The 25,894-nt window shown below is 68.0% G+C and carries 30 protein-coding genes; 26 read left to right on the top strand and 4 right to left on the bottom strand.

Annotation, left to right across the window (positions count from 1 at the left end; genetic code table 11):
* The first annotated feature begins 178 nt into the window (after positions 1 to 178).
* From zwf to ACX17K_RS14985, 6 genes are all read left to right on the top strand, one after another.
* Positions 179 to 1,657, top strand: a complete 1,479-nt coding sequence (gene zwf, locus ACX17K_RS15010; RefSeq protein ID WP_493775434.1) for a glucose-6-phosphate dehydrogenase — start codon at positions 179 to 181, stop codon at positions 1,655 to 1,657.
* A 1-nt stretch (position 1,658) separates the two neighbouring features.
* Positions 1,659 to 2,336 carry a 6-phosphogluconolactonase gene (gene pgl, locus ACX17K_RS15005; protein ID WP_493775433.1) on the top strand — a complete coding sequence of 226 codons (678 nt, stop codon included), beginning with the start codon at positions 1,659 to 1,661 and terminating at the stop codon, positions 2,334 to 2,336.
* Positions 2,317 to 3,360: a glucokinase gene (locus ACX17K_RS15000; RefSeq protein WP_493775432.1), complete on the top strand. Its 1,044-nt coding sequence runs from the start codon at positions 2,317 to 2,319 to the stop codon at positions 3,358 to 3,360. Before pgl ends, ACX17K_RS15000 begins: the two co-directional genes overlap by 20 nt.
* Positions 3,353 to 4,201, top strand: coding sequence for a transcriptional regulator HexR (hexR, locus tag ACX17K_RS14995; RefSeq protein ID WP_021478900.1), 849 nt, complete (start codon positions 3,353 to 3,355; stop codon positions 4,199 to 4,201). The genes ACX17K_RS15000 and hexR overlap by 8 nt, the downstream gene beginning before the upstream one ends.
* An 11-nt stretch (positions 4,202 to 4,212) precedes the next feature.
* Positions 4,213 to 5,856, top strand: a complete 1,644-nt coding sequence (gene pgi / locus ACX17K_RS14990) for a glucose-6-phosphate isomerase (RefSeq protein WP_493775431.1) — start codon at positions 4,213 to 4,215, stop codon at positions 5,854 to 5,856.
* A gap of 152 nt (positions 5,857 to 6,008) precedes the next feature.
* Positions 6,009 to 6,383: a hypothetical protein gene (locus ACX17K_RS14985; RefSeq protein ID WP_493775430.1), complete on the top strand. Its 375-nt coding sequence runs from the start codon at positions 6,009 to 6,011 to the stop codon at positions 6,381 to 6,383.
* Here ACX17K_RS14985 and thiE read toward each other — a convergent pair.
* Both thiE and thiD read right to left on the bottom strand, forming a co-directional pair.
* A complete protein-coding gene (gene thiE / locus ACX17K_RS14980) occupies positions 6,370 to 6,993 on the bottom strand; it encodes a thiamine phosphate synthase (protein ID WP_493775429.1) in 624 nt (207 codons plus the stop codon). The genes ACX17K_RS14985 and thiE overlap by 14 nt on opposite strands.
* Entirely contained in the window at positions 6,977 to 7,822 is an 846-nt protein-coding gene (thiD, locus tag ACX17K_RS14975; RefSeq protein ID WP_046156085.1) for a bifunctional hydroxymethylpyrimidine kinase/phosphomethylpyrimidine kinase, read from the bottom strand. The genes thiE and thiD overlap by 17 nt, the downstream gene beginning before the upstream one ends.
* Before the next feature lie 74 nt (positions 7,823 to 7,896).
* Here thiD and ACX17K_RS14970 point away from each other — a divergent pair, with 74 nt between their 5' ends.
* From ACX17K_RS14970 to ACX17K_RS14890, 17 genes are all read left to right on the top strand, one after another.
* Entirely contained in the window at positions 7,897 to 8,061 is a 165-nt protein-coding gene (locus ACX17K_RS14970; protein ID WP_011133707.1) for a rubredoxin, read from the top strand.
* Entirely contained in the window at positions 8,061 to 8,882 is an 822-nt protein-coding gene (locus ACX17K_RS14965) for a M48 family metallopeptidase (RefSeq protein ID WP_493775428.1), read from the top strand. Before ACX17K_RS14970 ends, ACX17K_RS14965 begins: the two co-directional genes overlap by 1 nt.
* A 3-nt stretch (positions 8,883 to 8,885) precedes the next feature.
* Positions 8,886 to 9,233 (top strand): MmcQ/YjbR family DNA-binding protein, encoded by a 348-nt coding sequence (locus ACX17K_RS14960; protein ID WP_231150185.1) that lies wholly within the window; start codon positions 8,886 to 8,888, stop codon positions 9,231 to 9,233.
* A gap of 64 nt (positions 9,234 to 9,297) precedes the next feature.
* Positions 9,298 to 9,714 (top strand): CopD family protein, encoded by a 417-nt coding sequence (locus tag ACX17K_RS14955; RefSeq protein WP_347370392.1) that lies wholly within the window; start codon positions 9,298 to 9,300, stop codon positions 9,712 to 9,714.
* Between the two features lie 38 nt (positions 9,715 to 9,752).
* Positions 9,753 to 10,214 carry a CYTH domain-containing protein gene (locus ACX17K_RS14950; RefSeq protein WP_493775427.1) on the top strand — a complete coding sequence of 154 codons (462 nt, stop codon included), beginning with the start codon at positions 9,753 to 9,755 and terminating at the stop codon, positions 10,212 to 10,214.
* Positions 10,215 to 10,286: 72 nt separating this feature from the next.
* On the top strand, positions 10,287 to 10,577 hold the full coding sequence (locus tag ACX17K_RS14945; protein ID WP_493775426.1) for a hypothetical protein: 291 nt from the start codon (positions 10,287 to 10,289) through the stop codon (positions 10,575 to 10,577).
* Positions 10,578 to 10,658: 81 nt separating this feature from the next.
* Positions 10,659 to 11,879 carry a molybdopterin-dependent oxidoreductase gene (locus ACX17K_RS14940; RefSeq protein WP_493775425.1) on the top strand — a complete coding sequence of 407 codons (1,221 nt, stop codon included), beginning with the start codon at positions 10,659 to 10,661 and terminating at the stop codon, positions 11,877 to 11,879.
* A complete protein-coding gene (locus tag ACX17K_RS14935) occupies positions 11,876 to 12,199 on the top strand; it encodes a cytochrome c (protein WP_493775424.1) in 324 nt (107 codons plus the stop codon). Before ACX17K_RS14940 ends, ACX17K_RS14935 begins: the two co-directional genes overlap by 4 nt.
* Before the next feature lie 69 nt (positions 12,200 to 12,268).
* Entirely contained in the window at positions 12,269 to 13,090 is an 822-nt protein-coding gene (locus tag ACX17K_RS14930; protein ID WP_493775423.1) for a CPBP family intramembrane glutamic endopeptidase, read from the top strand.
* 125 nt (positions 13,091 to 13,215) lie between these two features.
* The gene (gene purE, locus ACX17K_RS14925) at positions 13,216 to 13,704 is read left to right on the top strand and encodes a 5-(carboxyamino)imidazole ribonucleotide mutase (protein WP_493775422.1); all 489 of its coding nucleotides are present in this window, start codon (positions 13,216 to 13,218) and stop codon (positions 13,702 to 13,704) included.
* Positions 13,704 to 14,834 (top strand): 5-(carboxyamino)imidazole ribonucleotide synthase, encoded by a 1,131-nt coding sequence (locus ACX17K_RS14920; protein ID WP_166438760.1) that lies wholly within the window; start codon positions 13,704 to 13,706, stop codon positions 14,832 to 14,834. The genes purE and ACX17K_RS14920 overlap by 1 nt, the downstream gene beginning before the upstream one ends.
* A 44-nt stretch (positions 14,835 to 14,878) precedes the next feature.
* A complete protein-coding gene (gene fos, locus ACX17K_RS14915; protein WP_493775421.1) occupies positions 14,879 to 15,295 on the top strand; it encodes a fosfomycin resistance glutathione transferase in 417 nt (138 codons plus the stop codon).
* Entirely contained in the window at positions 15,295 to 15,987 is a 693-nt protein-coding gene (locus tag ACX17K_RS14910) for a DNA alkylation repair protein (protein ID WP_493775420.1), read from the top strand. The genes fos and ACX17K_RS14910 overlap by 1 nt, the downstream gene beginning before the upstream one ends.
* Positions 15,987 to 16,865: a phosphoribosylaminoimidazolesuccinocarboxamide synthase gene (locus ACX17K_RS14905; protein WP_493775419.1), complete on the top strand. Its 879-nt coding sequence runs from the start codon at positions 15,987 to 15,989 to the stop codon at positions 16,863 to 16,865. Before ACX17K_RS14910 ends, ACX17K_RS14905 begins: the two co-directional genes overlap by 1 nt.
* Positions 16,866 to 17,007: 142 nt before the next feature.
* A complete protein-coding gene (locus tag ACX17K_RS14900; protein WP_493775418.1) occupies positions 17,008 to 17,589 on the top strand; it encodes a GNAT family N-acetyltransferase in 582 nt (193 codons plus the stop codon).
* Positions 17,590 to 17,647: 58 nt separating this feature from the next.
* The gene (locus ACX17K_RS14895) at positions 17,648 to 18,565 is read left to right on the top strand and encodes an alpha/beta hydrolase (RefSeq protein WP_493775417.1); all 918 of its coding nucleotides are present in this window, start codon (positions 17,648 to 17,650) and stop codon (positions 18,563 to 18,565) included.
* A 36-nt stretch (positions 18,566 to 18,601) separates the two neighbouring features.
* Positions 18,602 to 19,213 carry a glutathione S-transferase family protein gene (locus tag ACX17K_RS14890; protein ID WP_493775416.1) on the top strand — a complete coding sequence of 204 codons (612 nt, stop codon included), beginning with the start codon at positions 18,602 to 18,604 and terminating at the stop codon, positions 19,211 to 19,213.
* Positions 19,214 to 19,321: 108 nt separating this feature from the next.
* Here ACX17K_RS14890 and ACX17K_RS14885 read toward each other — a convergent pair whose 3' ends face one another.
* A complete protein-coding gene (locus ACX17K_RS14885; RefSeq protein ID WP_493775415.1) occupies positions 19,322 to 19,888 on the bottom strand; it encodes a carbonic anhydrase in 567 nt (188 codons plus the stop codon).
* Positions 19,889 to 20,079: 191 nt separating this feature from the next.
* Between ACX17K_RS14885 and ACX17K_RS14880 the strand changes: the two genes are divergently transcribed.
* Positions 20,080 to 22,101, top strand: a complete 2,022-nt coding sequence (locus tag ACX17K_RS14880; RefSeq protein WP_493775414.1) for a 2,4-dienoyl-CoA reductase FMN-binding domain-containing protein — start codon at positions 20,080 to 20,082, stop codon at positions 22,099 to 22,101.
* A 210-nt stretch (positions 22,102 to 22,311) separates the two neighbouring features.
* Here the strand turns inward: ACX17K_RS14880 and ACX17K_RS14875 are convergent, their stop codons facing one another.
* On the bottom strand, positions 22,312 to 23,040 hold the full coding sequence (locus tag ACX17K_RS14875; RefSeq protein ID WP_493775413.1) for a class I SAM-dependent methyltransferase: 729 nt from the start codon (positions 23,038 to 23,040) through the stop codon (positions 22,312 to 22,314).
* Between the two features lie 392 nt (positions 23,041 to 23,432).
* Here ACX17K_RS14875 and ACX17K_RS14870 point away from each other — a divergent pair, with 392 nt between their 5' ends.
* Together ACX17K_RS14870 and ACX17K_RS14865 are read left to right on the top strand one after the other, a co-directional pair.
* Complete coding sequence (locus ACX17K_RS14870; RefSeq protein ID WP_493775412.1) at positions 23,433 to 24,689, top strand: deoxyribonuclease II family protein; 1,257 nt, start codon at positions 23,433 to 23,435, stop codon at positions 24,687 to 24,689.
* 209 nt (positions 24,690 to 24,898) lie between these two features.
* Positions 24,899 to 25,894: an extracellular catalytic domain type 2 short-chain-length polyhydroxyalkanoate depolymerase gene (locus ACX17K_RS14865; RefSeq protein WP_493775411.1), complete on the top strand. Its 996-nt coding sequence runs from the start codon at positions 24,899 to 24,901 to the stop codon at positions 25,892 to 25,894.

Here is a 25,894-nt window from a genome sequence, read left to right as displayed (position 1 = left end):
GGCGGCCCAAGGCGACTATCCTATTTCTTCTCAAGGATTTCCAGCGGAAATAGCCGATTTTTGCGCCAAGGCAAATGGTGTTGCAAAAGCGGCCACATCGTCTGTACCGACGTAGACAGCTCGATGGCGAATGGTAATATAACTACATCTAATACACTTAACGAGATGGAAGATCAGGATGGAGACTCGTTCTACCCCTACTCCGGCCTTTGACATGGTGCTGTTCGGCGGCGCCGGCGACCTGGTGATGCGCAAGCTGCTGCCTTCATTGTATCAGGCCCACGCCGCCGGCCTGCTCAACGAGCAGGGCCGCATCCTGGCGCTGGGCCGCAAGGATCTGAGCCGCGACGACTACCTGGCTTCCGTCGAAGAGCAGTCCCGCATCCACATCAAGACCCATTTCGATGATGCCGCCTGGCAGAGCTTCTGTAGCCGCATCGACTACCTGCGCGTCGACGCCTCCCAGGCCGCCGACTTCCCGGCCCTGGCCGAGAAAATCGGCGACGACGCCGGCAAGGTGGTGGTGTGCTACCTGGCCACCGCGCCCAATCTGTTCGCCGGCATCTGCGAGAACCTGGCCGCCGTCGGCCTCAACCGCCCCAATGTGCGGGTGGTGCTGGAGAAGCCGCTGGGCACCGACCTCGCCTCGTCCAACGAGATCAACGACGACGTCGCCCGCTTCTTCAAGGAAGAGCAGCTGTACCGGATCGACCACTACCTGGGCAAGGAGTCGGTGCAGAACCTGATGGCGATCCGCTTCGCCAACGCGCTGTTCGAGCCGCTGTGGCGCCGCGAATGGATACACGACGTGCAGATCACCATTTCCGAAGAGCTGGGCGTCGGCAGCCGCGGCGATTTCTACGACGGCACCGGCGCGCTGCGCGACATGGTGCAGAACCACCTGCTGCAGCTGCTGTGCATCGTGGCGATGGAGCCGCCGGCCAATCTGGAGGCCGACGCCGTCCGCGACGAGAAGCTGAAAGTGCTGAAGGCGCTGCGCCCGTTCGCCGAGCAGGATGTCGCCGCCAAAACCGTGCGCGGACAATACAAGGCCGGCGCCAGCGGCGGCCAGCCGGTGGTCGGCTATCAGCAGGAGAACGGCATCCCGGCCGGCAGCCAGACCGAGACCTTCGTCGCCATCAAGGCCGAAATCGACAACTGGCGCTGGGCCGGCGTGCCCTTCTTCCTGCGCACCGGCAAGCGGATGCAGGAGCGCCTGGCCGAGATCGTCATCAATTTCCGCGACGTGCCGCACCAGGTGTTTTCCGGCCCGCTGGGCGGCAGCCACCACGCCAACCGGCTGGTGATCCGCCTGCAGCCGGAGGAAAGCATCCGCCTGCACTTCCTGGCCAAGGAGCCGGGCGACACCATGCGCCTGCAGCCGACCTACCTCGACCTGGACTTCTACAAGGCGTTCAAGGTGCGCCGCGCCGACGCCTACGAGCGCCTGCTGCTGGACGTGATCCGCGGCAAGCTGGCGCTGTTCATGCGCCGCGACGAGCTGATCGAGGCCTGGCGCTGGGTGGAGCCGATCATGGACACCTGGACCGCCAGCACCAACAGCCCGCCCAAGCAGTACACCGCCGGCAGCTGGGGCCCGGCCGCGTCCAGCGCGCTGCTGTCGCGCGACGGCATCAGCTGGCACGAGGAGTGCTGACATGAACTGGCTGGAATTCCCCGACGCCGCGCAACAGACCGACGCGCTGGCCAACAGCATCGCCGCCCGCTTGGCGGCGGCCATCGAAAGCCGCGGCAGCGCGGCGCTGGCGGTGTCCGGCGGCAAGTCGCCGATCCCGCTGTTCAAGCTCTTGTCCGAGATGGCGATAGACTGGGCGCGCGTCACCGTCAGCCTGGTGGACGAGCGCTTCGTCGCTCCCGACCACGCCGACAGCAACGGCGCGCTGGTGCGCGAGCATCTGCTGCAGGGCCGCGCCGCGACCGCCCGCTTCCTGCCGCTGGTGCGCGCCGTCGCCAACATCGATGCCGAAGTGGCGGCCGACAACCGCGACTTCATCGCGCCGGACGTCGCCATCCTGGGCATGGGCGAGGACGGCCATACCGCCTCGCTGTTTCCCGGCGCGCCGGAACTGGCCGCCGGCCTGGACCCGGCCAATCCGGCGCCCTTCCTGGCGGTGACGCCGCAAACCGCGCCGCACCGCCGCGTGTCGCTGAGCTACGCCGCGCTGCTGCAAGCCGGCTGCCTGATCCTGTCCATCCAGGGTGCCAAGAAGCGCGAGGTGCTGGAAGCCGCCGCCCGCGGACCCGACGACGCGCTGCCGATCAGCCATTTCCTGGCCCAGGACAAGGTGCCGTTCGATGTCTACTGGTCTGCCTGAAGCCTGGCCGCGGCTGCTCGGCGACGTCGGCGGCAGCAACGCGCGCTTCGCGCTGGAAACCGCGCCCGGGGTGATTGAAGACATCCTGGCGCTGTCCAACGCCCGCTACCCGACGCTGCAGGATGCGCTGCGCGACTACCTGGCCCAGGTCGGCGCGCGCCGCGTCGCCCACGCCGCGATCGGCATCGCCAATCCGCTGAACGGCGACCAGGTGACGATGACCAATTGCCACTGGACGTTTTCCATCGAAGCGACGCGCCGCGCGCTGGGCTTCACCACGCTGCTGCTGCTCAACGACTTCACCGCGCTGGCGCTGGCCCTGCCCAGGCTGCCGCGCGGCGAGCTCTCGCGGATAGGCGGCGGCGAGCCGCGGCCGGATTCGCCGTTGGCGCTGATCGGCCCCGGCACCGGGCTGGGCGTGTCGGCGCTGGTGCCGCACGCCGGCGGCTGGCGCGCGCTGTCCGGCGAGGGCGGCCATACCTCGTTCGCGCCGGCCAACGAGCGCGAGATCGGCGTCTGGCGCTACGTCTCGTCCCGCTTCGGCCACGTGTCCCACGAGCGGCTGCTGTCCGGCTCCGGCCTCAGCCTGCTGCACCAGGCGCTGTGCGCGCTGGACGGCGCGGCGGAGCTCGATCTGGCGCCGGCCGAAGTCAGCGCCCGCGGCCTGTCCGGCGCCGACTCGCGCTGCCGCGAAACGCTGGAAATCTTCTGCGGACTGCTGGGTTCCGCGGCCGGGAACCTGGCCTTGACCCTCGGTGCCCGTGGCGGGGTATACATAGGTGGTGGTATTGTGCCGCGTTTGAGCGGTTTTTTTGAACAATCCCCATTTCGCCGCCGTTTCGAGGACAAGGGGCGGATGTCGGCCTACCTGGCCGATATTCCGGTTTACCTGATCACCAGCGCCTATCCGGCCTTGCCGGGCGTGGCCGCCCATCTGGCGGACCACCTGGCGCCGCGCGACCCGGCCCCGGTGGACACGACCACCCATCCTCGCGGCGGCACCGCAGGAGACATGCATGCTTGATCGCATTCGCGGCCAGCTGGAACAGCTGTCCTCGGCCGAACGCAAGGTGGCCGATCTGGTGCTGGAGCAGCCGTACACCGTGATCCAGGCCGCCGTCGCCGAGATCGCCAAGAACGCCGGCGTCAGCCAACCCACCGTGATCCGCTTCTGCCGCACCGTCGGCTGCTCCGGCCTGCCCGACTTCAAGCTGAAGCTGGCCGGCAGCCTGGTGACCGGCGTGCCCTACGTCCATTCCAGCGTGCGGCCGGAAGACCCGACGTCCGAGATCGTGGCCAAGGTGTTCGACAACACCGTGTCGGCGCTGCTCAAGTGCCGCAACGACGTCAATCCGCAGGCGATAGAAGCCGCGGTGCGGCTGCTGACCGACGCCAACCGCATCGAGTTCTACGGCCTGGGCAACTCCGGCATCATCGCCGCCGACGCCCAGCACAAGTTCTTCCGCTTCGGCATCCCCACCGTCGCCTATTCCGACACCCACATCCAGATGATGGCGGCGTCGGTGCTGGGCCCGGACGACGTGCTGGTGGCGATCTCCAGCTCGGGCCGCACCATGGAGCTGCTGGACGCGGTGGACGTGGCGCTGGCCTCCGGCGCCAAGGTGATCGCGCTGACCACCAGCGGCTCGCCCTTGGCGCGCCGCGCCACGGTGTCGCTGATCGCCGACACGCTGGAAGACAACGAAACCTACAGCCCGATGATTTCGCGCATCGTGCACCTGGTGCAGATCGACATCCTGACGGTCAGCGTGGCGCTGCGCCGCGGCCCGGGCCTGATCCGCCAGCTGGAAAAGACCAAGCACAGCCTGAAGAACCGCAGGCTGGACAATAAACAACAGGAATAGGACGAGACATCATGAGTGAACTGACCGAACTGCCGGCCTGGCAATCCCTGTGGGACCATTTCGCCGAGGCCAAGCACCTGCACATGCGGGAGCTGTTCGCCGCCGATCCCGGCCGCGCCGAACGCTACTCGCTGGAAGTGGGCGGACTGTTCCTCGACTATTCCAAGAACCGCATCACCGACGCCACGCTGCTGGGGCTGATGGAGCTGGCGCGCGAAGCCGGCCTGCCCGCGCGCATCAAGTCCATGTTCAAGGGCGAGAAGATCAACCGCACCGAGGGCCGCGCGGTGCTGCACGTGGCGCTGCGCAACCGCACCAACTCGCCGATCCGCGTCGACGGCGCGGACGTGATGCCCAAGGTCAACTCGGTGCTGGAGCGGATGGGCAAGTTTTCCCACGCGGTGCGCTCCGGCGACTGGCTGGGCTACACCAACCAGCCGATCACCGACATCGTCAACATCGGCATCGGCGGCTCGGACCTCGGCCCGCTGATGGTCTGTAGCGCGCTGAAGCCCTTCGGCCATCCGCGGCTGAACATGCACTTCGTCTCCAACGTCGACGGCGCGCAGCTGAAGGAAACGCTGAAGAAGGTGCACCCGGAGACCACGCTGTTCGTCGTGGAATCCAAAACCTTCACCACCCAGGAGACGCTGACCAACGCGCTGACCGCGCGCGAGTGGTTCCTGGCCCGCGCCCGCGACGAAAAGGCGGTGGCCAAGCACTTCGTCGCCGTGTCCACCAATCAGAAGGCGGTGGCGGACTTCGGCATCGACCCGGCCAATATGTTCGAATTCTGGGACTGGGTCGGCGGCCGCTACAGCCTGTGGTCGGCCATCGGCCTGCCCATCATGCTCTACCTGGGCGAAGAGAATTTCACCGAGCTGCTCAACGGCGCCCACATCATGGACCAGCACTTCATGAACGCGCCGTTCGAGCAGAACATGCCGGTGCTGCTGGCGATGATAGGCGTCTGGTACATCAACTACTACGGCGGCGGCAGCCACGTCATCGCGCCGTACGACCAGTACCTGCACCGGCTGCCGGCCTTCATCCAGCAGCTGGACATGGAGTCCAACGGCAAGAAGACCATGCTGGACGGCCAGCCGGTCGACTTTGAAACCGCGCCCATCATCTGGGGCGAGACCGGCATCAACGGCCAGCACGCCTTCTTCCAGCTCTTGCATCAGGGCACCCACATTTCGCCGATCGACCTGATCGCCTCGCTGGAAAACCGCTCCAGCCTGCCGGGCCACCACGAAATCCTGCTGGCCAACGTGTTCGCCCAGGCCGAAGCCTTCATGCGCGGCAAGACCGCCGACGAGGCGCGCGCCGAATTGGCGGAGCAGGGGCTGAAGGGCGCGGCGCTGGACGATCTGGTGCCGCACAAGGTGTTCGACGGCAACCGTCCGACCAACACCCTGCTGATGAGCCGGCTGGACCCGCGCAACCTCGGCTCGCTGATCGCGCTGTACGAGCACAAGATCTTCGTCCAGGGCGTGATCTGGCACATCAACAGCTTCGACCAATGGGGCGTGGAGCTGGGCAAGCAGCTGGCCAAGACCATCCACGCCGAGCTGACCGGCAAGCTGGAGCAGGCCGAGCACGACAGCTCCACCCGCCGGCTGATCCAGCTGTACCGCAAGGTCAACGGCTGAGCCATTCCCGGCATCGAAAAACGCCCCCGTCATCAGGCGGGGGCGTTTTTATTTGGCCAACGTCGGGATATCCCTGATTGTCGGACAGATGAATCGCTGATGAAATGGCGTCACAAGTCTGAAAAAAATAATGGACTGGTAGATTCATCGGGATGAGTAAGCTCTGCAGTACCGCGCTGGCCGGCTTCATGCTGGCGAGCAGCCTGGCCGGCCATGCCGCCGGCCAGGTTTTCCGCATAAACGGCGATTCCGCCGCCCCCCTGACCCTGAGCGGCACCGTGATCGGCCCCGTGCGCTCCGGCAGCAAGGCCGAGGGCACGCTGTTCCAAGCCTATCATCTGAAGCTGGACCACCCGCTGCGGCTGGACGACGGCGCCGCCTGCGGCGAGCAGGAAATGCGCAGCCTGGCGCTGAGCCAAGAGGACATGGCCAGGCTGAAGGGCCGCGCCGTCACCGTGCGCGCCCGCGTCTTCTGCCAGGAAGACCGCGCCGGCAGCTACCGGCTGGCCGACATCACCGTGCTGTGAACAGGCCCGCCAGCGCCCGCGCGGCCGCCGCCGCGTCGGCCGCTTCGAATATCCCCCCCACCACCGCCACCGCGTCCGCGCCGGCCTCGACCACTCGCGCCGCGTTGTCCGGCGCGATGCCGCCTATCGCCACCGCGTTGGCGCCCAGCACCGCCGCCTCGGCGAACAGCGACAGCGGCGCGGCGGCCGCGTGCGGTTTGGTCCGCGACGGAAACACCGCGCCGAAGGCGACGTAGCTGGCCCCGGCGGCCCGCGCCGCCCGCGCCAGTTCGATGCGGTCATAGCAGGACGCGCCTACCACTGCATCCGCGCCCAGCCTGATGCGCGCGGCGGCGATGTCGCCGTCGTCCCGGCCCAGGTGGACGCCGTCGGCGCCGATCCGCTCGGCCAATTCGACGTCGTCGTTGACGATGAACAGCGCGCCGTGGACCCGGCACAGCCGGCGCAGCTCCGCCGCCTGGCGCAGCCGGCGTTCGGCGTCGCCGCTCTTGTCGCGGTACTGCAGCGCCTTCGCGCCGCCCGCCAGCGCCGCCCCGGCCAGCGCGAACAGCCGGGCGTCGTCCAGGCCGTCCGGCGTCACCGCGTACAAACCCTCAACCCTTGGCGGCATCGCCGTCTTCCTCGTCGTCGCCGCGCGCCCAGAACATCCGGTCCGGCAGGAACTGGCCCATGCCGGGACGGAAGCCGTTGACCAGGGTCTGGTAGGTGTATTCCTGCGCCTCGCGCACCGCCTCCGGCAACAACAGGCCGGTGGCCAGCATGCCGGCGATGGCCGAGGCCAGCGTGCAGCCGGAGCCGTGGTAGCTGCCAGGCAGCCGCTCCCAGTGGTCGGCGCGCACCACGCCGTCCTGGCCGTACAGGCTGTTGACCACTTCCTTGGTGTTTTCGTGGGTGCCGGTGATCAGCAGATAGGGGCAGCCCAGCCCCAGCAGACGCTCGGCGCACTGGTCCAGCGTCAGCTCCTCATCGTCGTCCGGATCGTTGCTGGCCAATCGCCGCGCCTCCAGGCTATTGGGCGTCAGGATGGATACCTGCGGAATCAGCATGTCGCGCATCGCGCCGATCAGATCCTCGTCGGCCAGCTCGTGGCCGCCGCCGCTGGCCAGCACCGGGTCCAGCACCACCGGGATGTCCGGATAGTCGGCGATCAGCTGCGCCACCACGGCGACGTTTTCCACGCTGCCCAGCATGCCGATCTTGAACGCCGCCACCTGCATGTCTTCCATCAGGAAGCGGGCCTGGTCATTGACCCAGTCCGCGTCCAGCACCATCAAGTCGTTGACGCCCACGGTGTCCTGCACCGTGATCGCGGTGATCACCGACAGCGGATGGCAGCCCAGGCTGGCCAGCGTCAGGATGTCGGCCTGGATGCCGGCGCCGCCGGAAGGGTCGGAACCGGCCAGGGTCAGCACCACGGGAGGGGGGGGAGGAGTGGTCAAGGGCGAACCTCTTCTGTTTTATTGCGGTGGCACGATTTAGAATACCCATTTTATCCGAACACGAGGGCGAAGCGATGCGTACTTGGATGTGTCTGATCTGCGGTTTCATCTACGACGAAGAAGCCGGCCGGCCGGAAGACGGCATCCCGCCGGGCACGCGCTGGGAAGACCTGCCGCCCAACTGGACCTGCCCCGACTGCGACGCCCGCAAAGACGATTTCCAGATGGTGGAAATCTGATGGCCGGAAGACGGGCCCGCTGGATCGGCGGCGCGCTGCTGGCCACGCTATTGGCCGCCTGTGCCCAGGTGAACACCACCGCCGGCGGCGCGGTCGGCGTCAACCGCGGCCAGAGCATGCTGCTGTCCAGCCAGGAAGTGGAGCAGATGTCGGCCAAGTCCTACGCCGGCGAGCTGCAGAAGGCCCGCGCCGCTGGCCGCCTGAACACCGATCCGGCGCTGACATCGCGCGTGCGCCGCGTGTCGCAGCGGCTGATCGCCCAGACGCCGTCCTTCCGCCCCGACGCCCGCAACTGGCGCTGGGAGGTGAACGTGCTGACCACCGACGACATGAACGCCTACGCGATGGCCGGCGGCAAGATCATGGTCTACACCGGCCTGGTCAGGCAGCTGAAGCTGTCCGACGCCGAGCTGGCCGCCGTGATCGGCCACGAGATCTCGCACGCGCTGCGCGAGCACACCCGCGAGAACATGAGCCAGGCCTACGCGCAACAAATGGGCCTCGGCCTGGTCGGCGCGCTGGTCGGCCTCAACGACAGCCAGCTGAAGCTGGCCTCGCTGGTGGGCGACGTGACGCTGTCCAAGCCGCATAGCCGCGCGATGGAGTCCGAGGCCGACGTCATGGGCCTGGAGCTGATGGCCCGCGCCGGCTACGACCCCAACTCCGCGGTCAACGTCTGGCAGAAGATGCAGGCGGCCGGCGGCGGCAACGGCATGGAATTCCTGTCGACCCACCCGTCCGGGCCCACCCGCATCCGCGACCTGCAGGCCCATATCCCGCAAGTGTGGCCGCTGTACCAGGCCGCGCCCAAGAAAGGCTGAGCGATGCCGCTGCCCGCCGCCCTGTTCGACGAGATGCTGGACCACGCCCGCGCGCTGCCGGGCGCCGAGTACGACGTCAAATGGGGCGGGACGCGCGTGGTCTCCATCGGCGGCAAGATGTTCCTGGTCTGCGGCGAGGCCGGCATCAGCTACAAGGTCGACGATGGCGATTTCCTGGCGCTGTCCGGCCTGCCCGGCATGCGGCCGGCGCCGTATCTGGCCCGCGCCCGCTGGGTGCAGGCGACCTCGCTGGAAGCGCTGGCGCCGGACGACATCCGCCGCGGCATCGAACGCTCGCGCGAGCTGGTGCTGGGCAAGCTGCCGAAGGCGCAACGGCAGGCCTGGTCCTGATCCGGCGGGAACCGGGCCGGCGGCGTCCGGTCCATCGCCCCATCCCGCCTCAATAGGAAAGTCGATGAGCTATCTGTACCTGAAAGCCTTCCACATCTTCTTCGTGGTGTCCTGGTTCGCCGGGCTGTTCTACCTGCCGCGGCTGTTCGTCAACCTGGCGATGGCGCGCCAGCCGGCGGAATACGACCGCCTGCTGCTGATGGCCAGGAAGCTGTTCCGCTTCATGACGCCGCTAGCCGTGCTGGCGATAGGCTCCGGCCTGCTGCTGTGGCTGGATTTCGGCATTTCCGGCGGCTGGCTGCACGCCAAGATGGCGCTGGTGGCGCTGCTGGCCGTTTACCATGGCTACTGCGCCAAATTGGGCCGCGACTTCGTCACCCACAGCAACCGCAAGAGCCATGTCTGGTTCCGCGTGTTCAACGAGCTGCCGGTGCTGATTTTGCTGGCGGTGGTGATCCTGGTGGTGGTCAAGCCGTTCTGACGCGCCCCTAACCCTGAATTCGCTTGAGGATTTGATCGATGGCATTGGAAATCGAACGCCGTTTCGTGGTGAGCGGCGACGACTGGCGCGGCCTGGCCCCGGCCGTGCAATACCGGCAGGGCTATCTGTCGGTGGAAAAGGAACGCACGGTGCGGGTGCGGGTGGTGGGCGAGCAGGCCTGGCTGACGCTGAAGAGCAATATCAGCAACGTCAGCCGCCACGAGTTCGAATACGCCATCCCGCTGGCCGACGCGCAAACCATCATGGCCGCGATGTGCCCGATGGTGGTGGACAAGCTGCGCCACCGCATCGAGCACGGCGGCTTTGTCTGGGAAGTGGACGAGTTCTTCGGCGACAACGCCGGCCTGGTGCTGGCCGAGATCGAACTGCCCGGCGAAGACACGCCCTTCGCCAAGCCCGGCTGGGTGGGCGAGGAAGTGACCGAGGACGGCCGCTACACCAACGCCTACCTGTCCAAGAACCCTTACGGCAGCTGGTAAAACGACCCGGCCGGACGAACCAGTCCCGTCCGGCCGGGTCTATCGTCTTTTGATCCGAATTCACGCCGATAGATGTCCACCCCTTCCTCCGAATGGATTCCCGCCGCCGCGCTGCTGGGCCTGTACCTGGGCTCGCTGCTGTATTCGCTGTTCCAGGGCTGGCACCAGCGCCGGCTGTACTGGCTGGGCTGCGCGCTGCTGCTGGTCGGCGGCCTGCTGATGATGCTGCTGGCCGAGCCCGCCGCGACCGACTCCGGCGAAATGCCGCCCGGCTTCGGCCTGGGCGTGTGGGTGGCCGGGCTGGGCATCCTCGCCACCACCGCCGGCGCGCTGACGCGGCGCTGGCGCGCGCGCCACGGCTGAGCGCCTGTCCCTTTCCCCGGTAGACGGCCGCCCGCGCGGCTCCTAGCATCGCCTTCATTCCCATGCCCAAAGGGCGCGAACATGGATGATGCCGCAACTCGCCGGGCCTTGCTGAAAGCCGGCCTCGCCGCCGGCCTGCTGGGCCTGGCCGGCCGGACCCGCGCCGGCGCCTGGCTGGACCAGGGTTTCGACAACGGCTGGCGCGAGCTGGTGCCTTACCCGCAGAAGATGCCGCTGATGCGCATCACCACCCGGCCGGTGCATCTGGAAACGCCATTTTCCCAATTCGACCGCGGGCTGATCACGCCCAACGAGGCGGTGTTCGTCCGCTACCACCTGGCCGGCCACCCGCTGGACATCGACCCCGCCGCCCACACGCTGACCATAGACGGCAAAGTGAAGCAACCGCTGACGCTGACGCTGGCCGACCTGCAAAAACGCTTCGAAACGGTGCGCCAGACCGTGGTGATGCAATGCGCCGGCAACGGCCGCGGCCTGTCGCAGCCGCGGGTGCAGGGCGCGCAGCTGGGCAACGGCTCGATGGCCTGCGTCGAGATGGCCGGCGCGCGGCTATCCGACGTGCTGGCGGCCGCCGGCGTGCAGGACGGCGCGCGCCAGATCGCCTGCCGCGGCACCGATCAGCCGGCGCTGGAGCAAACGCCGGCCTTCATCCGCTCGCTGGACCTCGCCGACGCGCGGCGGCCGGAAGCGATGATCGCCTGGGAGATGAACGGCCGGCCGCTGCCGGTGCTGAACGGCTACCCGATCCGACTGGTGATTCCCGGCTTCTACGCCGCCTACTGGATCAAACACCTGTCGCATATCGAAGTGCTGGACCACGTGTTCGACGGCTGGTTCGCCAGCCAGGCCTACACCGTGCCCGACACGCCGGACAACGGCGTGCCGCCCGGGACCAAGCCGGACAAGACGACGCGGCTGACCCGGATGAAGGTGCGCAGCTTCATCACCAACCTCGCCCGCGGCGACGCTGTGCCGGACGGGAGGCTGGCGCTGCGCGGCATCGCCTTCGACGGCGGCAGCGGCATCCGCCGGGTGGACGTCTCCGCCGATGGCGGCGTCAGCTGGCGGCAGGCCGAGCTGGGGCCGGACGCCGGGCGCTTCGCCTTCCGGCCATGGACGCTGACGTTGGACGGCGTGAAGCCGGGGCCGCTGACGCTGATGGCGCGCGCCGCCGCCAACGACGGCCAGGTCCAGCCACTGGCGCAGCCGTGGAACCCCGGCGGCTACGCCCGCAACGTGGTCGAGCGGCTGGAAATCATGGTCGCGGAGGGGAAGCGATGAGGGCCGCGCTGCTGGTCCTGGCCCTGCTGACCGCCCCCGCCGGCGCGGCCAGCATCGCGCTGCCCAACGAGACGGCGATGCTGCCGGACAGCGGCCGCCCCGGCTATCTGCCGGCGCTGCAGCGCTGCCTGATCTGCCATTCCGTCGATTACATCGCGCTGCAGCCGGACTTCGACGAAGCGCGCTGGCGCGCCGTCGTCGACAAGATGCGGCAGGCGTTCAAGGCGCCCATCCCGGCGGAAGAAGTGGCGCCGATCGCCGCCTACCTGGCCGACGCCCAGCGCCGCCGGCTGCTGCGGCCGCATCCGCCCAAGCCCTGAGGAAGCGTTTGGCCTCGCCGCGTCCAAGCCTTATCATCGGACGCTTGCCCATCCCGCGACGGAGCCGCCATGTTCACGCTTCCCTCCCTGACGCTGGCCGCCTACGGCCTGCTGGCGCTGGGCCTGCTCGCCGCCAGCCTGCGCCAGGAGGCGCCCGGCTGGATCGCCCTGATCACCAGCGCGATGCTGGCGCTGGCCGCCGGCGTGCTGCAGCCGCTGGGCGTGGTGAGCGCGGCCGCCGTCGCCGGGCTGACGCTGGCGCTGCGCCGCTATCCTCGGCCGGAGCTGTATCTGGTGTGGATCGCCGCGCTGCTGGCTCTGGCGGTGCACGCGCTGCCCGGTTTCGACAATCCGCTGCTGTGGCAAGGCCGGGCCAGCCCGGACAGCGCGCCGTACCGGCTGTTCTGGAGCTACGACAAGGGCTTCGCCGGCCTGCTGCTGCTGCTGAACCTATGCCGCGCGCCGCTGCCGGAGCGGCAACTGGGCTGGCCGGCTGCGGCGGTCGGCGCGCTGGCGCTGCTGTTCGTGCTCGGCATCGCCTGCGCCGTCGGCGTGATCGGCTTCGCGCCCAAATGGCCGGCCTGGCTGCTGCCATGGCTGCTGGCCAACTGCTTCCTGGTGTCGCTGGTGGAGGAAGCCTTCTTCCGCGCCGGCGTCCAGCGCTGGCTGGAGCTGCGCACCGAACCCTTCGCCGCGCTGATGGCGGCGTCGCTGCTGTTCGGCCTGGCCCACCTGGCCGGCGGCTGGTCCTGGATGGGCCTGGCCACGCTGGCCGGCATCGGCTACGGCCTGATCTACGCCGCGCGCCGCCAGCTATGGCTGGCGGTGCTGGCCCACCTGGCTTTCAACACGCTGCACCTGTTGCTGTTCACCTATCCGAAACTGGCTTGAAGCCGCCGATTCAGGACAGCTTTATTCGCTAACTGTCTTGATCTGAAAATAAAAAACCATAACGGGTAGCCTGCGGCATCGGTTAAAATCGCGTTCTTCGTTCACCATCCGCGAGCAGCACCGCCATGATTGAAGTCGGCATCGTGATGGGTAGCAACAGCGACTGGGAAGTGATGCAGCACGCCGCCCGCGTGCTGAAAAGCTTCGGCATCGCCTGCGAAACCCGCGTCGTCTCCGCCCACCGCACCCCGGACCTGCTGTTCCAGTACGCCGAAGAAGCCGCGCCGCGCGGCCTCGCGGCCATCATCGCCGGCGCCGGCGGCGCCGCCCACCTGCCGGGCATGCTGGCGGCCAAGACCCACGTGCCGGTGCTGGGCGTGCCGGTGCCGTCCAAATACCTGCGCGGCGAGGATTCGCTGCTGTCCATCGTGCAGATGCCCAAGGGCATCCCGGTGGCCACCTTCGCCATCGGCGAGGCCGGCGCCGCCAACGCCGCGCTGTTCGCGGTGGCGATGCTGGCCACCACCCGTCCGGAACTGGCCGAGAAACTGGTGGCCTTCCGCAAGCAACAGGAAGAAACCGTGCTGGCGATGACGCTGCCGGAGGTCGAATAATGGCCGCCATCCTGCCGCCGGCGATGCTGGGCATACTCGGCGGCGGCCAGCTGGGCCGCATGTTCGCCGTCGCCGCCAAGACCATGGGCTACCGCGTCGCCGTGCTGGACCCGGACGAGAACGCGCCGGCGGCGGCCTTCGCCGACCGCCACATCCGCGCGCCGTACAATGACCCGGCCGCGCTGCGCGAACTGGCCGACAGCTGCGCCGCCGTCACCACCGAATTCGAGAACGTCAACGCCGACGCGATGCGCGAGCTGGCGCGCCGCACCCGCGTATCCCCGTCCGGCGACTGCGTCGCCGTCGCCCAGGACCGCATCGCCGAGAAGGCATGGATCAACAAGGCCGGCTTGCCGACCGCGCCCTACCTGGCCATCGAAAGCGTCGAGGACATCCAGGTGGACCTGGCGCCCTACCTGCCCGGCATCCTGAAAACCGCCCGCCTGGGCTACGACGGCAAGGGCCAGGTGCGGGTGCAGACCGCGGCCGAGGCGCGCGCCGCCTACGCCAATCTGGGCGGCCAGGCCTGCGTGCTGGAAAAGATGCTGGACCTGCAGCTGGAAGTGTCGGCCATCGTCACCCGCGTCAGCTCGGCGCAAAGCGCGGTGTTCCCGGTAGCGGAAAACATCCACAAGAACGGCATCCTCGACGAATCCATCGTGCCGGCCCGCATCGCCCCGGCGCTGGCCAAGCAGGCGCAGGAGATGGCCCGGAAACTGGCCGAGGCGCTGGACTACGTCGGCGTGCTGGCGGTGGAATTCTTCGTGCTGGCCGATGACAGCCTGGTGGTCAACGAGATCGCCCCGCGGCCGCACAACTCCGGCCACTACACGCTCACCGCCTGCCTGACCGACCAGTTCCAGCAGCAGGTGCGCGCGATGTGCGGCCTGCTGCCGGGCCGCACCGACCTGCTCAGCCCGGTGGTGATGGTGAACCTGCTGGGCGACGTGTGGAAGGACAACGGCCACGAGCCCAACTGGGACGTGCTGGCCGAGGCCCCCAACGCCCAGCTGCACCTGTACGGCAAGAAGCAGGCGCGGCCGGGCCGCAAGATGGGCCACTTCAACGTGATGGCCGCCAGCGCCGACGAGGCGCTGGACCAGGCCAGGGCGTTGAAGGACACCCTGTAGCGAAAGAAATGGCGAGGCCGGCGGCTTCGCCATTTTTCATCCCGATGAAGCTGAACGGACTCAACCATCTGACCCTGGCGGTCGCCGACCTCGACCGGTCCTGGGACTTCTACCACGGCCTGCTCGGCGCCCGTCCGCACGCGCGCTGGGCCGGCGGCGCCTACCTGAGCCTGGGCGGCCTGTGGCTGTGCCTGTCGCTGGACGCGCCCGAACCCGGCAGCGGCTACACCCATTACGCGTTCGACGTCGCGCCCGCCGATTTCCCGGCCTGGGCCGAACGGCTCAGCGCGGCCGGCGTCGGCATGTGGAAAGACAACCATAGCGAGGGCGACTCGTTTTATTTTCTGGACCCGGACGGCCACCGGCTGGAGCTGCACGTCGGCTCGCTGCAAAGCCGCCTCGCCGCCTGCCGCGCCCAGCCTTACCGGGATATGGTGTTCTTCGACCAGGAGGCCTGCTGATGGGCGCGATAGACGATCTGCGTGACGCGCTGGCCGCCGCCGCCGATCCGGCGCGCGCGCCGGCGATGCGCGCCTATATGCGCGACCGGTTCGACTTCCTCGGCGTCGCCGCGCCGGCCAGGCGCAAAGCCGCCGGAGCGTGGATCCGCTCGCAGGACGCGGCCGGCCCCGACGGCTGGCTGGAACTGGCCGACGCGCTGTGGCGGCAGCCGGAGCGCGAATTCCAGTACGTGGCGGTGGACCTGCTGGCCCGCCATGCCGCCGAATTGCCGGCGGCCGCCCTGCCTCGCTTGCTAGCGCTGGTCGCCGACAAATCGTGGTGGGACACCGTCGACGGCCTGGCGGCCTGGATCATAGGCGAGCTGGTCCGCGCCCGGCGCGATCTCCAAACCGACATGGACAGGCTGTCCGGCGACGGCGATTTCTGGCTGCGCCGCATCGCCATCCTGCACCAGCTGTACTGGAAGCGCGACACCGACGTCGAGCGGCTGTTCCGCTACTGCGCGGCCAACGCCGCCGACCCTGAATTCTTCATCCGCAAGGCGATAGGCTGGGCCTTGCGCGAATACGCTTACACCGACGCCGAGGCCGTGCGCGGCTTCGTCGCGTCCGCCATCGCGCTGTCGCCGCTGTCGCGGCGCGAAGCGCTGAAACGAATCCAACAGAAACCCCTGCCCGCGAAGGAAGCATGATGACCGGACTGAACACCACCCACCTGAAAAGCCTGCGCAAGATCTACTCCGGCAAGGTGCGCGACCTCTATGAGATCGACGACCAGCGCATGCTGATGATCGCCACCGACCGGCTGTCCGCCTTCGACGTGATCCTGGACGACCCGATCCCGGCCAAGGGCCAGATCCTGACCGCGATCTCCAACTTCTGGTTCGACAAGCTCAAGGACGTGGTGCCCAATCACCTGACCGGCGACCAGCCGGAAGACGTGGTGGCGGCGGAAGACCTGCCGCAGGTGGAGGGCCGAGCGGTGGTCGCCAAGCGGCTGAAGGCGGTGCCGATCGAGGCTGTGGTGCGCGGCTACCTGGCCGGCTCAGGCTGGAAGGAATATCAGCAATCCGGCTCGGTCTGCGGCATCGCGCTGCCGGCCGGCCTGCGCGAGGCGGACCAGCTGCCCGAGCCGATCTTCACCCCGTCCACCAAGGCGGCGGTGGGCGATCACGACGAGAACATCAGCTTCGCCCAATGCGAGGCCATCGTCGGCAAGGAGCTGGCGGCCAAGGTGCGCGACACCGCCATCCTGCTGTACCAGACCGCCGCCGCCTACGCGGCGACGCGCGGCATCATCATCTGCGACACCAAGTTCGAGTTCGGCCTGGACGCCGACGGCACGCTGACGCTGATGGACGAGGCGCTGACGCCGGACTCCAGCCGCTTCTGGCCGGCCGACAGCTACCAGCCGGGCAGCAACCCGCCGTCGTTCGACAAGCAGTTCGTCCGCGACTGGCTGGAGGCCTCCGGCTGGAACAAGCAGGCGCCGGCCCCAAGCGTGCCGCTGGACGTGCGCGAGAAGACCGCCGCCAAGTACCGCGAGGCGCTGGAACGGCTGACCGGCTGAAACCAGGCGGCAGCCTGGCAAGCTTATGCCAGCGATTCCGCCGCCAGAGCCTCCCGCCGCCGGCCTCTCGCCGGCGGCATGGCTTGAGCATTGCCCGGCGTTGCGACTACTATCTACTGCCTTGTCATAAAAACGCCATGCCATGACCGTCGCCCAACCGATACTCGACACGCCCCGCCTGCGGCTGCTGCCGGCTCATCCGGACAAGGCGGCCGCCGTGCTCGACTACCAGCTGCGCAACCGCGCCCACCTCGAGCCGTGGAACCCGACCGCCGGACCGCTGTTCTATACCGAATCCCATTGGACGATGCAGCTGCGCCAGGCCGCCCGCAACTGGGACGAGGGCGCCAGCGCTCGCTTCCTGCTGACGACGCCGGCCGAGCCGGAACGGATCATCGGCACCGTCAGCTTCAGCAACATCGTCCGCGGCGTGTTCCAGGCCTGCCACCTGGGCTACGGCATCGACCGCGCGCGCGAAGGGCAGGGCCTGATGCGCGAGGCGCTGCAGGCGGCCATCGCCTTCGCCTTCAACGAGTTGCTATTGCACCGCATTCAGGCCAATTACCAGCCGCACAACGTCCGCAGCGCCGCGCTGCTGCAAAGGCTGGGCTTCGCCGTCGAAGGGCAGGCCAAGGATTACCTGTTTCTCGACGGCGCCTGGCGCGACCACGTACTGACTTCGCTGACCAATCCGCATTTCGACAGCCGGCCGCTGCTTGGCTGACGCGACGGCCGCCCGCCGCGGCCTGGAAAACCCGCTCCACCAACGCAAGGGCAAGCGCATGCACCGTACCATTCTGACCGCCGCCGACGGCGAAGCCATTCCGTTGTGCGAATGGCTGCCGGACGGCCCGCCGCGCGCCGCAGTGCTGATCTCTCACGGCATGAGCGAATACGCGGCGCGCTACCAGCGCTTCGCCGGGGCGCTGACGACCGCCGGCTACGCGGTGTACGCGCACGATCACCGCGGCCACGGCGCCTCGGCCGCGCCGCGCGGCTTCTTCGCCGCCGACGACGGCTGGCGCAAGGTGGTAGACGACGTGGAGACCGCGCGCCGCCACGCGGCGGAGCGCCATCCCGGCCTGCCGGTCATCCTGTTCGGCCACAGCATGGGCAGCTTCATCGCCCGCTCCCACTTCCTGCGCTACGGCGGCCAGCTGGCCGGCCTGATGCTGTCGTCCACCGGCTACCGCCAGCGGCCGCTGGCGCGGCTGTTGGGCGCCGTCGCCCGCTTCCTGGGACGGCGCAAGGGCTGGGACCGGCCCAGCCGGCTGATGGCCGCGCTGGTGTTCGGCAGCTTCAATCTGGGCTTTCCGCCGTGGCGGACCAAGATGGAATGGCTGAGCCGCGACCCGGCCGAAGTGGACGCCTACCTCGCCGATCCGGACTGCGGCTTCGATCCGGCGCCGGGCCTGTGGGCCGATCTGTTCGCCGGCATCGTGGCCATGGAGCAAGGCGAGGCGGCGGGGCAGGGCATCAACCGCCGCTGCCCGGTGCTGCTGTTCGCCGGCAGCCGCGACCCGGTCAGCCTGGGCCGGCTGGCGCTGGGGCAACTGGAAATCCGCTACCGCGACGCCGGCGTGCTGGACCTGCAAAGCAAGGTCTACCCCGGCGGACGGCACGAGATGCTGAACGAAAGCAACCGCGCCGAGGTGGAAGGCGATATCCTGGCCTGGCTGGCCAGGATCGTCCCCGCCTGAGCGCCGCCTGTTCCCCATTTCGACTGGAGTTTCGCCATGATAGAAGTGCACCACCTGAATGAATCGCGCTCGCGGCGCGTCACCTGGCTGCTGGAAGAGCTGGGGCTGGATTACCGGGTGATCCGCTACCAGCGCGACCCTCAGACCCGGCTGGCGCCGCCGGAGCTGAAAGCCGTCCACCCGCTGGGCAAGGCGCCGGTGCTGCGCGACGGCGACGCGGTGCTGATCGAGTCCGGCGCCATCATCGACTACCTGATCCGCACGTATGGCCAGGGCCGCTTCGCGCCGGACATCGCCTCGCCCGACTACAACCGCTACGTCCAACTGCTGCATTACGCCGAAGGCTCGGCGATGCTGCCCATCCTGCTGCAGCTCTACGTCGGCCGGCTGGGCGAGGCCGGCGCGCCGCTGCATCCCCGCATCCACGGCGAGCTGCAAAACCACCTCGGTTATCTGGACGGCGAACTGGCGGGCCGCGACTACTTCGTCGGCGACGGCCTCACCGGCGCCGATGTGCAGCTGTCCTTCGTCGCCCAGATCGCGGTGAAGGGCGATGGCCGCGGCCGCTACCCCAATCTGGCGCGCTTCGTCGACATGATCGAAGCGCGCCTGGCCTACCGCCGCGCCGCCGACCAGCACGGCGAATAAGAGCCGCTAAGCAAACCCCTGATCCTGCGTCGGCGCGCCTTGGCTCAGGTTCTCTGCGAGGTTTGTTAGCGGCTCCAAGACCGGCCGGCGCGGGCGGGAGCTGGAGCATCAGGCCGCGATGACCTCCACCTTGCCGTCCAGCGCCATCAGATAGGTTTCCACCGCCAGCGCCGGATGCTTGTCCAGGATTTCGTCGCGCAGCTTCAGCAGCGCCTTGGCGTGGATGCGGGTTTCCTTGCCCGGGTCCTGCGCGAAATCCTCGCCGAACGCCACCTTGTAGGCGCCGCAGTCGCGGTGGTCCAGCAGCACCACCCGCTTGATGTGGTGCAGGTCTATCGCCACGCTCAGGTGCTGCCAGAAAGTGGCGTTCCAGTCGGGAAACTTGTCGGTGATCGATACCATCGAGGCGCCGGCCAGCACGATGTGGTCGTACTTGCCGCGCAGGTCCAGGCCGTCCATGAATTCGCCGACAGCGTGGACCAGCCGGTAATCCATGCAAGACAGCAGCAGGGCGTCGGTGCCGCCCGCCGCCCAGCTGGTCCGGGACAGGAAGCTGCCCAGCAGCACGGCGCCGCCGCCGAGGCTGGCCAATTTCAGAAAACCGCGGCGGCCGAGCGGGCGCTCCTCCAGCGAGGCCAGGCAATCGGCGCGCTCATGGCGCGATGTTTCGCACATATTGTTCTCCTTTGTCATATTCGAATGGCCATCCAGCCGATTATAGCGGCAGCCGCGGCCGGCAGCCGGCGATTCCATTGACAACTTACTTACCAGTAAGTATCTTGGCCACAGGGTTGACATCGCCAGACGAATCAAAGGCTTGGGCGCGCCCCGCCCGAACCGCTACATAACGGACACGAGGAAGAAACATGAGCGCTTACCCGCACCTGCTGGCCCCGCTGGACCTGGGTTTCACCACGCTGAAAAACCGCGTGCTGATGGGTTCGATGCATACCGGCCTGGAAGAATCCCCGAACGGCTTCGAAAAAATGGCCGCCTTCTACGCCGAGCGCGCGCGGGGCGGGGTAGCGCTGATCGTCACCGGCGGCGTCGGCCCCAATGCCGAAGGCTGCGTGGCCGAGGGCGCGGCCCAGCTGTCCGACGCGCACGAGGTGGAAAACCACCGCCTGGTCACCGACGCGGTGCACCGCGAAGGCGGCAAGATCGCGCTGCAGATCCTGCACTCCGGCCGCTACAGCTTCCAGGAAAAGTGCGTGTCGGCCTCGCCGCTGCTGGCGCCGATCAACTTCTACACCCCGCGCGAGCTGTCCGACGCCGACGTCTGGCAAACCATCGCCGACTTCGCCAACTGCGCCAAGCTGGCCCAGCAAGCCGGCTACGACGGGGTTGAGGTGATGGGTTCGGAAGGCTATCTGATCAACCAGTTCATCGCCCGCGCCACCAACAAGCGGACGGACGACTGGGGCGGCAGCTTCGAAAACCGCATCCGCTTCGCCATCGAAACCGTCAAGGCGGTGCGCGCGGCGGTGGGCAGCGACTTCATCATCATCTACCGGCTGTCGATGCTGGACCTGGTGCAGGACGGCAGCAGTTGGGACGAGGTGGTGCATCTGGCCCGCGAGATCGAAAAGGCCGGCGCCACCATCATCAACACCGGCATCGGCTGGCACGAGGCGCGGGTGCCCACCATCGCCACCATGGTGCCGCGCGGCGGCTTCGCCTGGGTGACCAAGAAGCTGATGGGCGCGGTGAAGATCCCGCTGATCACCACCAACCGCATCAACACGCCGGAAGTAGCCGAAGAGATCCTGGCCGGCGGCTGCGCCGACATGGTGTCGATGGCTCGCCCCTTCCTCGCCGATCCGGACTTCGTCAACAAGGCGGCCGAGGGCCGCGGCGACGAGATCAACACCTGCATCGGCTGCAACCAGGCCTGTCTGGACCACATCTTCCAGGGCAAGCTGACCTCCTGTCTGGTCAATCCGCGCGCCTGCCGCGAAACCGAGCTGAACTACGAAAAAACCGCCGCGCCGAAAAAGCTGGCCGTGGTCGGCGCCGGCCCGGCCGGCCTGGCCTTCGCCACCGTCGCCGCCGAGCGCGGCCACGCGGTGACGCTGTTCGACGCCGCGGCCGAGATCGGCGGCCAGTTCAACGTCGCCAAGCAGATTCCGGGCAAGGAAGAGTTCTACGAAACGCTGCGCTACTTCAAGCGCCGCATCGAAACCACCGGCGTCGAGCTCAAGCTGGGCGCCCGCGTCGCCGCTGATGATCTTTCCGGCTTCGACGAAGTAGTGCTGGCCACCGGCATCGCGCCGCGCTTGCCGGCCATCCCCGGCGTCGACCACCCCAAGGTGCTCAACTACCTGGACGTGCTGAAACACAAGAAGCCGGTGGGCAAGAAAGTGGCCATCATCGGCGCCGGCGGCATCGGCTTCGACACCGCCGAATACCTGTGCCACGAGGGCCGCTCCACCTCGCTGGACGCCGAAGCCTTCATGCGCGAGTGGGGCGTGGACATGAGCGGCGACACCGCCGGCGGCCTGGCGCCGCAAGGACCGCAGCCTCACCCGAGCCCGCGCGAGGTCTACCTGTTGCAGCGCAAGACCAGCAAGGTGGGCGAAGGCCTGGGCAAGACCACCGGCTGGATCCACCGCGAAAGCCTGAAGATGAAGCGGGTGAAGATGCTGTCCGGCGTCAGCTACGACCTGATCGACGACGCCGGCCTGCACATCACCGTCAAGGGCGAGCAGCAAGTGCTGCCGGTGGACAATGTGGTGATCTGCGCCGGCCAGGACCCGCTGCGCGAACTGCAGGCGCCGCTGCAAGCCGCCGGCAAGCCGGTGCACCTGATAGGCGGCGCCGACGTGGCGGCCGAGCTGGACGCCAAGCGCGCCATCGACCAGGGCTCGAGGCTGGCCTCGGCCATCTGACCCTTCCGCCGCCCCATGACCAAGCCCCCGCTTTGCGGGGGCTTTTGTCTGCATGCGGACCGATCCGAGAGCCTGTTCAAAGGCTCGCGAGCAAAGGCGAAACAAGGCGAAAACAGCTGAAGAAGCGGAGTGCACATACGGTGCATGAGCATTCTGAAACAGTACTCGCCGTGTTACCTCTCACGACGCGCAGCAGACATTGCACAGGCTCTAACGCTGCGCGGCCACCAGCAGCAGCATCGGCCGTTCCCTTTCCTCCGCCAGCTCCGGCATCGCCGCCACTTGCCCGGCGCTGGGCCCCCAATCCTCGACGTGGCGCAGCGTGAAGCCTGCCGCCATCACCTGGTTGAGCAAGGTGCCGATGGTGCGGTGCTGCTTGATCACGCCGTCGGCCAGCCAGTGGGTGACGCGCGGGCCCTCGTCCTGGTAGCCGCTGACCGGCCAGCACCGCTGTCCTTGCGCGTCCTGTAGCCATTGCGGCTGCCGGGCAGCCATGAAGATCGGATGCTCGATCGAGAACACCAGGCGGCCGCCCGGCTTCAACGCTTGATGGCAGGCGGCCAACAGGCCAGCCAGGTCGGCGATGTAATGCAGGGTCAGCGAGCTGTAGACCAGATCGAAGGCGGCTAACGGCAATTGCAGCCTTTCCAGGTCCTGACGCCGGTATTCGATGGCGTCGTCGGCCGTCATCGCCGCGGCCTGGGCCAGCATTTTTTCCGAGACATCCAGGCCCAGCGCCGAGCCGGCGCCGGCTTCGCGCGCCCAGCGGCAGAACCAGCCGTAGCCGCAGCCCAGATCGGCCACCGCGCGGCCCGCCAGCTCAGGCAGCAACGTTTGCAGGCTGGGCCATTCCGGCGCGCCGGCCAGGCCATGGACGGAACGGTTCAACTGGCTGTAGCCATGGAAAAACTCAGGGGTGTCGTAGATGTTTTGCGTCATTGTCAAAAAACTCCATGTCGAGACATGCCGACGGCTGGGCGTTTGATGCCAACAAGACAAGCCCGGCCGCGTGCGGCGGGGCTTGAGGGGGACGGAGCTAGGCTCCCGGGATGCGCGCGCACTCCTCCCCCTCACCCCGCGATGGGGTGACGCCGGGTCTGGAGACGATCAGGGTGTCGAGTTCGCGCATTTGTCCATTTTACCCGTTTTTCTTGTCGCTTGCCGGGATGTGGATAACTTTTGGCATCGCGGAAAGTTGTGGATAAATCAGCACTTGGTTAATGAGTGTTGCAGTGACAACCGGCTTAAAACTCCCTACATAATATTCAATCAGCATGGCGCGGCCGCACTCGCGGCTCGTACTTAACAATATCGATCAAAGGAGAAATGCCATGCCCACCCTGCCTTCTTGGCGCCGCGCCTGCCTGAGCCTGGCGCTCGCCGCGGCCGCGCTGCAAAGCCACGCCGCCCCGTCGCCGCTGCTGGACGCCAGCCACCCCGTCAACTGGTGGTTCGCCTTCAAATTCAACGCGGCCTCCTTTCCCGGCTGCGGCAATTCGGCCCAGGTGAACAGCTGCCAGTTCGGCGGCAGCCCGCAGAGCTACGCCAGCGGCAAGAGCTTCAGCCAGCAGTATGTCTACGCCAGCAGCAGCCAGCCCAGCCTAAGCCAGGGCGGCGGCTGCGTCGGCGATACGCCGGCGGATCCGGTGGGCGCCACCTTCAGCCAGATCTACAACGGCGCGCTGAACTACGTGGTGTGGAACGACCAGTTCTACGATGACCCGGCCATCCCCTCCTGCTCCGGCAACGCCTGCAACGCGCCCTGGGGCCACTCCAAGGGCGTGCTGGCCTGGGACGACCAGGGCAACGGCGTGGTGATGCAGGTGAGCACGCCGTCGTGGCCGGCTTCCGGCAACGCGCATTACCCCCGCACCAGCGACGGCAACACCCTGGGCTGCGTGGCCGACAACGACGTGGAAGTCAGCCAGCACTTCTTCTCGCTAAAGCTGAGCCACGACGACGTGCTGGCGCTGCTGCAAGGCCTGGCCAACGCCAGCGCGGTCACCGATCCGGGCAACCCGCAGATCGTCAGGAACGGCGGGCCGGCCGACATCCAGGCCGCAGTCGGCCAGCTGGGGCAGCAATCCGCCAGCGCGACGCCTCAGGTCAGCAAACTGTCCAGCGGCGTCACGCTGATTTCCAAGCCGTCGGCCTTGCAGGTGCCGCCTTGGCAGCTGGTGTCGGCCGAACTGGGCGGCATCCCGCTGCGCGCCGCCACCTGGTGGGAGGCCAGCAAGAGCTACGCCATCCCCTCCACCACCCAGTCCGGCGCGCCGGCCTGCTGGGACAGCGGCCTGCCGACGCCGGGCCCGGTGGCCATCGCCACCTCCGGCAGCTGGGGCGGCCAGACCTTCTCGCTGAAGGGCGGCCTGGGCAAGAACTTCAACCACGCCAAGATCGGCGTCAGCACCGGCGGCGGCACCGCCTACGCGATCTTCGGCGACATGAACCAGGAGGGCGCGTTGTCCGGCAACTGCGCCAGCGCCCAGAACGGCCGCGGCGGCCTGTTCTTCGCGCTGCCCAACGCCGCGCTGGCGCAGTCCGTCGCCAAGCTGATCGGCGGCGCCACCGCCGCCTCCGCGCGCTAAGCCGCGTCCGCCGGGGCCCGCGCGGCCCCGGCCTGGAAAGCAGGCCGCGCGGCGCCTTGCCGGGCAGTCCGCTTCGCCTCGCCGACGAAAAGTCGACAATTGTCATTGCCATTTGCGCGATGATTTGCCATTTTCATCATGAACACCCGCTCGCTGTTTTCCGCCTTCCCATCCCGCCGGCCGCGCCGGCATGCTTCCGAGGAGCGTTGATGAAACTCAAATCCTTGCTGTGCCTGGCCGCCGCGCTGCCGCTGGCGGCCTGGGCCGCCGATCCGCTGCCCGCCTTCCATGGCGATGCCAGGCAATCGTCGGTTTCCGGCCTGTCGTCCGGCGCCTTCATGGCGGCGCAGTACCAGGTCGCCTATTCCGCATCGGTGGTCGGCGCCGGCGTGGTGGCCGGCGGACCGTACTATTGCGCCAAGGGCGCCTTGGCCGGCGCCGGCCCCTGCATGAACGCCGGCCAGCCTCCCGCCGCCGCGCAACTGCTGAAATACGCCCGGCAGTTCGCCGCCCAGCGCCAGATCGACCCGCTGGACCAGCTGGCCCAACGCCGCGTCTATCTGTTCAGCGGCAGCCAGGACAACACGGTGAAAACCCAGGTGGTGGACGAGGCGGCCGAGTTCTTTCGCCTGGCCGGCATGCCGGCGGCGCAAATCGCCTATCAGAAACAGCTGCCGGCCGGCCACGCCCAGATCACCCCGGCCTACGGCAACGACTGCAGCGCCACCGCGTCTCCCTACATCAACCACTGCACTTGGCAGGGCCAGGGTTACGACCAGGCCGGCCTGATCCTGAAGCACATCTACGACGGACTACAAGCCCGATCCCAGGCGCTGACCGGCCGCATCGTCCGCTTCAACCAGAAGCCCTACGCCGCCGCCGGCAGCAGCCTGGCGGACGAAGGCTTCGTCTACGTGCCGCGCGCCTGCGCCGAGGGCGAGGCCTGCCGCGTTCACATCGCGCTCCACGGCTGCCAGCAGTACGCCGGCAAGGTGGGCGACGCCTTCTACGCCCATGCCGGCTACAACAACTGGGCCGACAGCAACCGCATCCTGGTGCTGTATCCGCAGACCACCACCTCGGCGGTCAATCCCCAGGGCTGCTGGGACTGGTTCGGTTACACCGGCCCGGCCTACGCCTGGAAGAGCGGGCTGCAGATGCGGGCGCTGAAGGCGATGGCCGACCGCCTGGTTTCGGCGCCCTGA

This window comes from Chromobacterium sp. INPA-IVC (genome assembly GCF_059047085.1).
The sequence above is the reverse complement of the archived record's forward strand: the minus strand, read 5'-3'. Positions and strand labels throughout refer to the sequence as shown.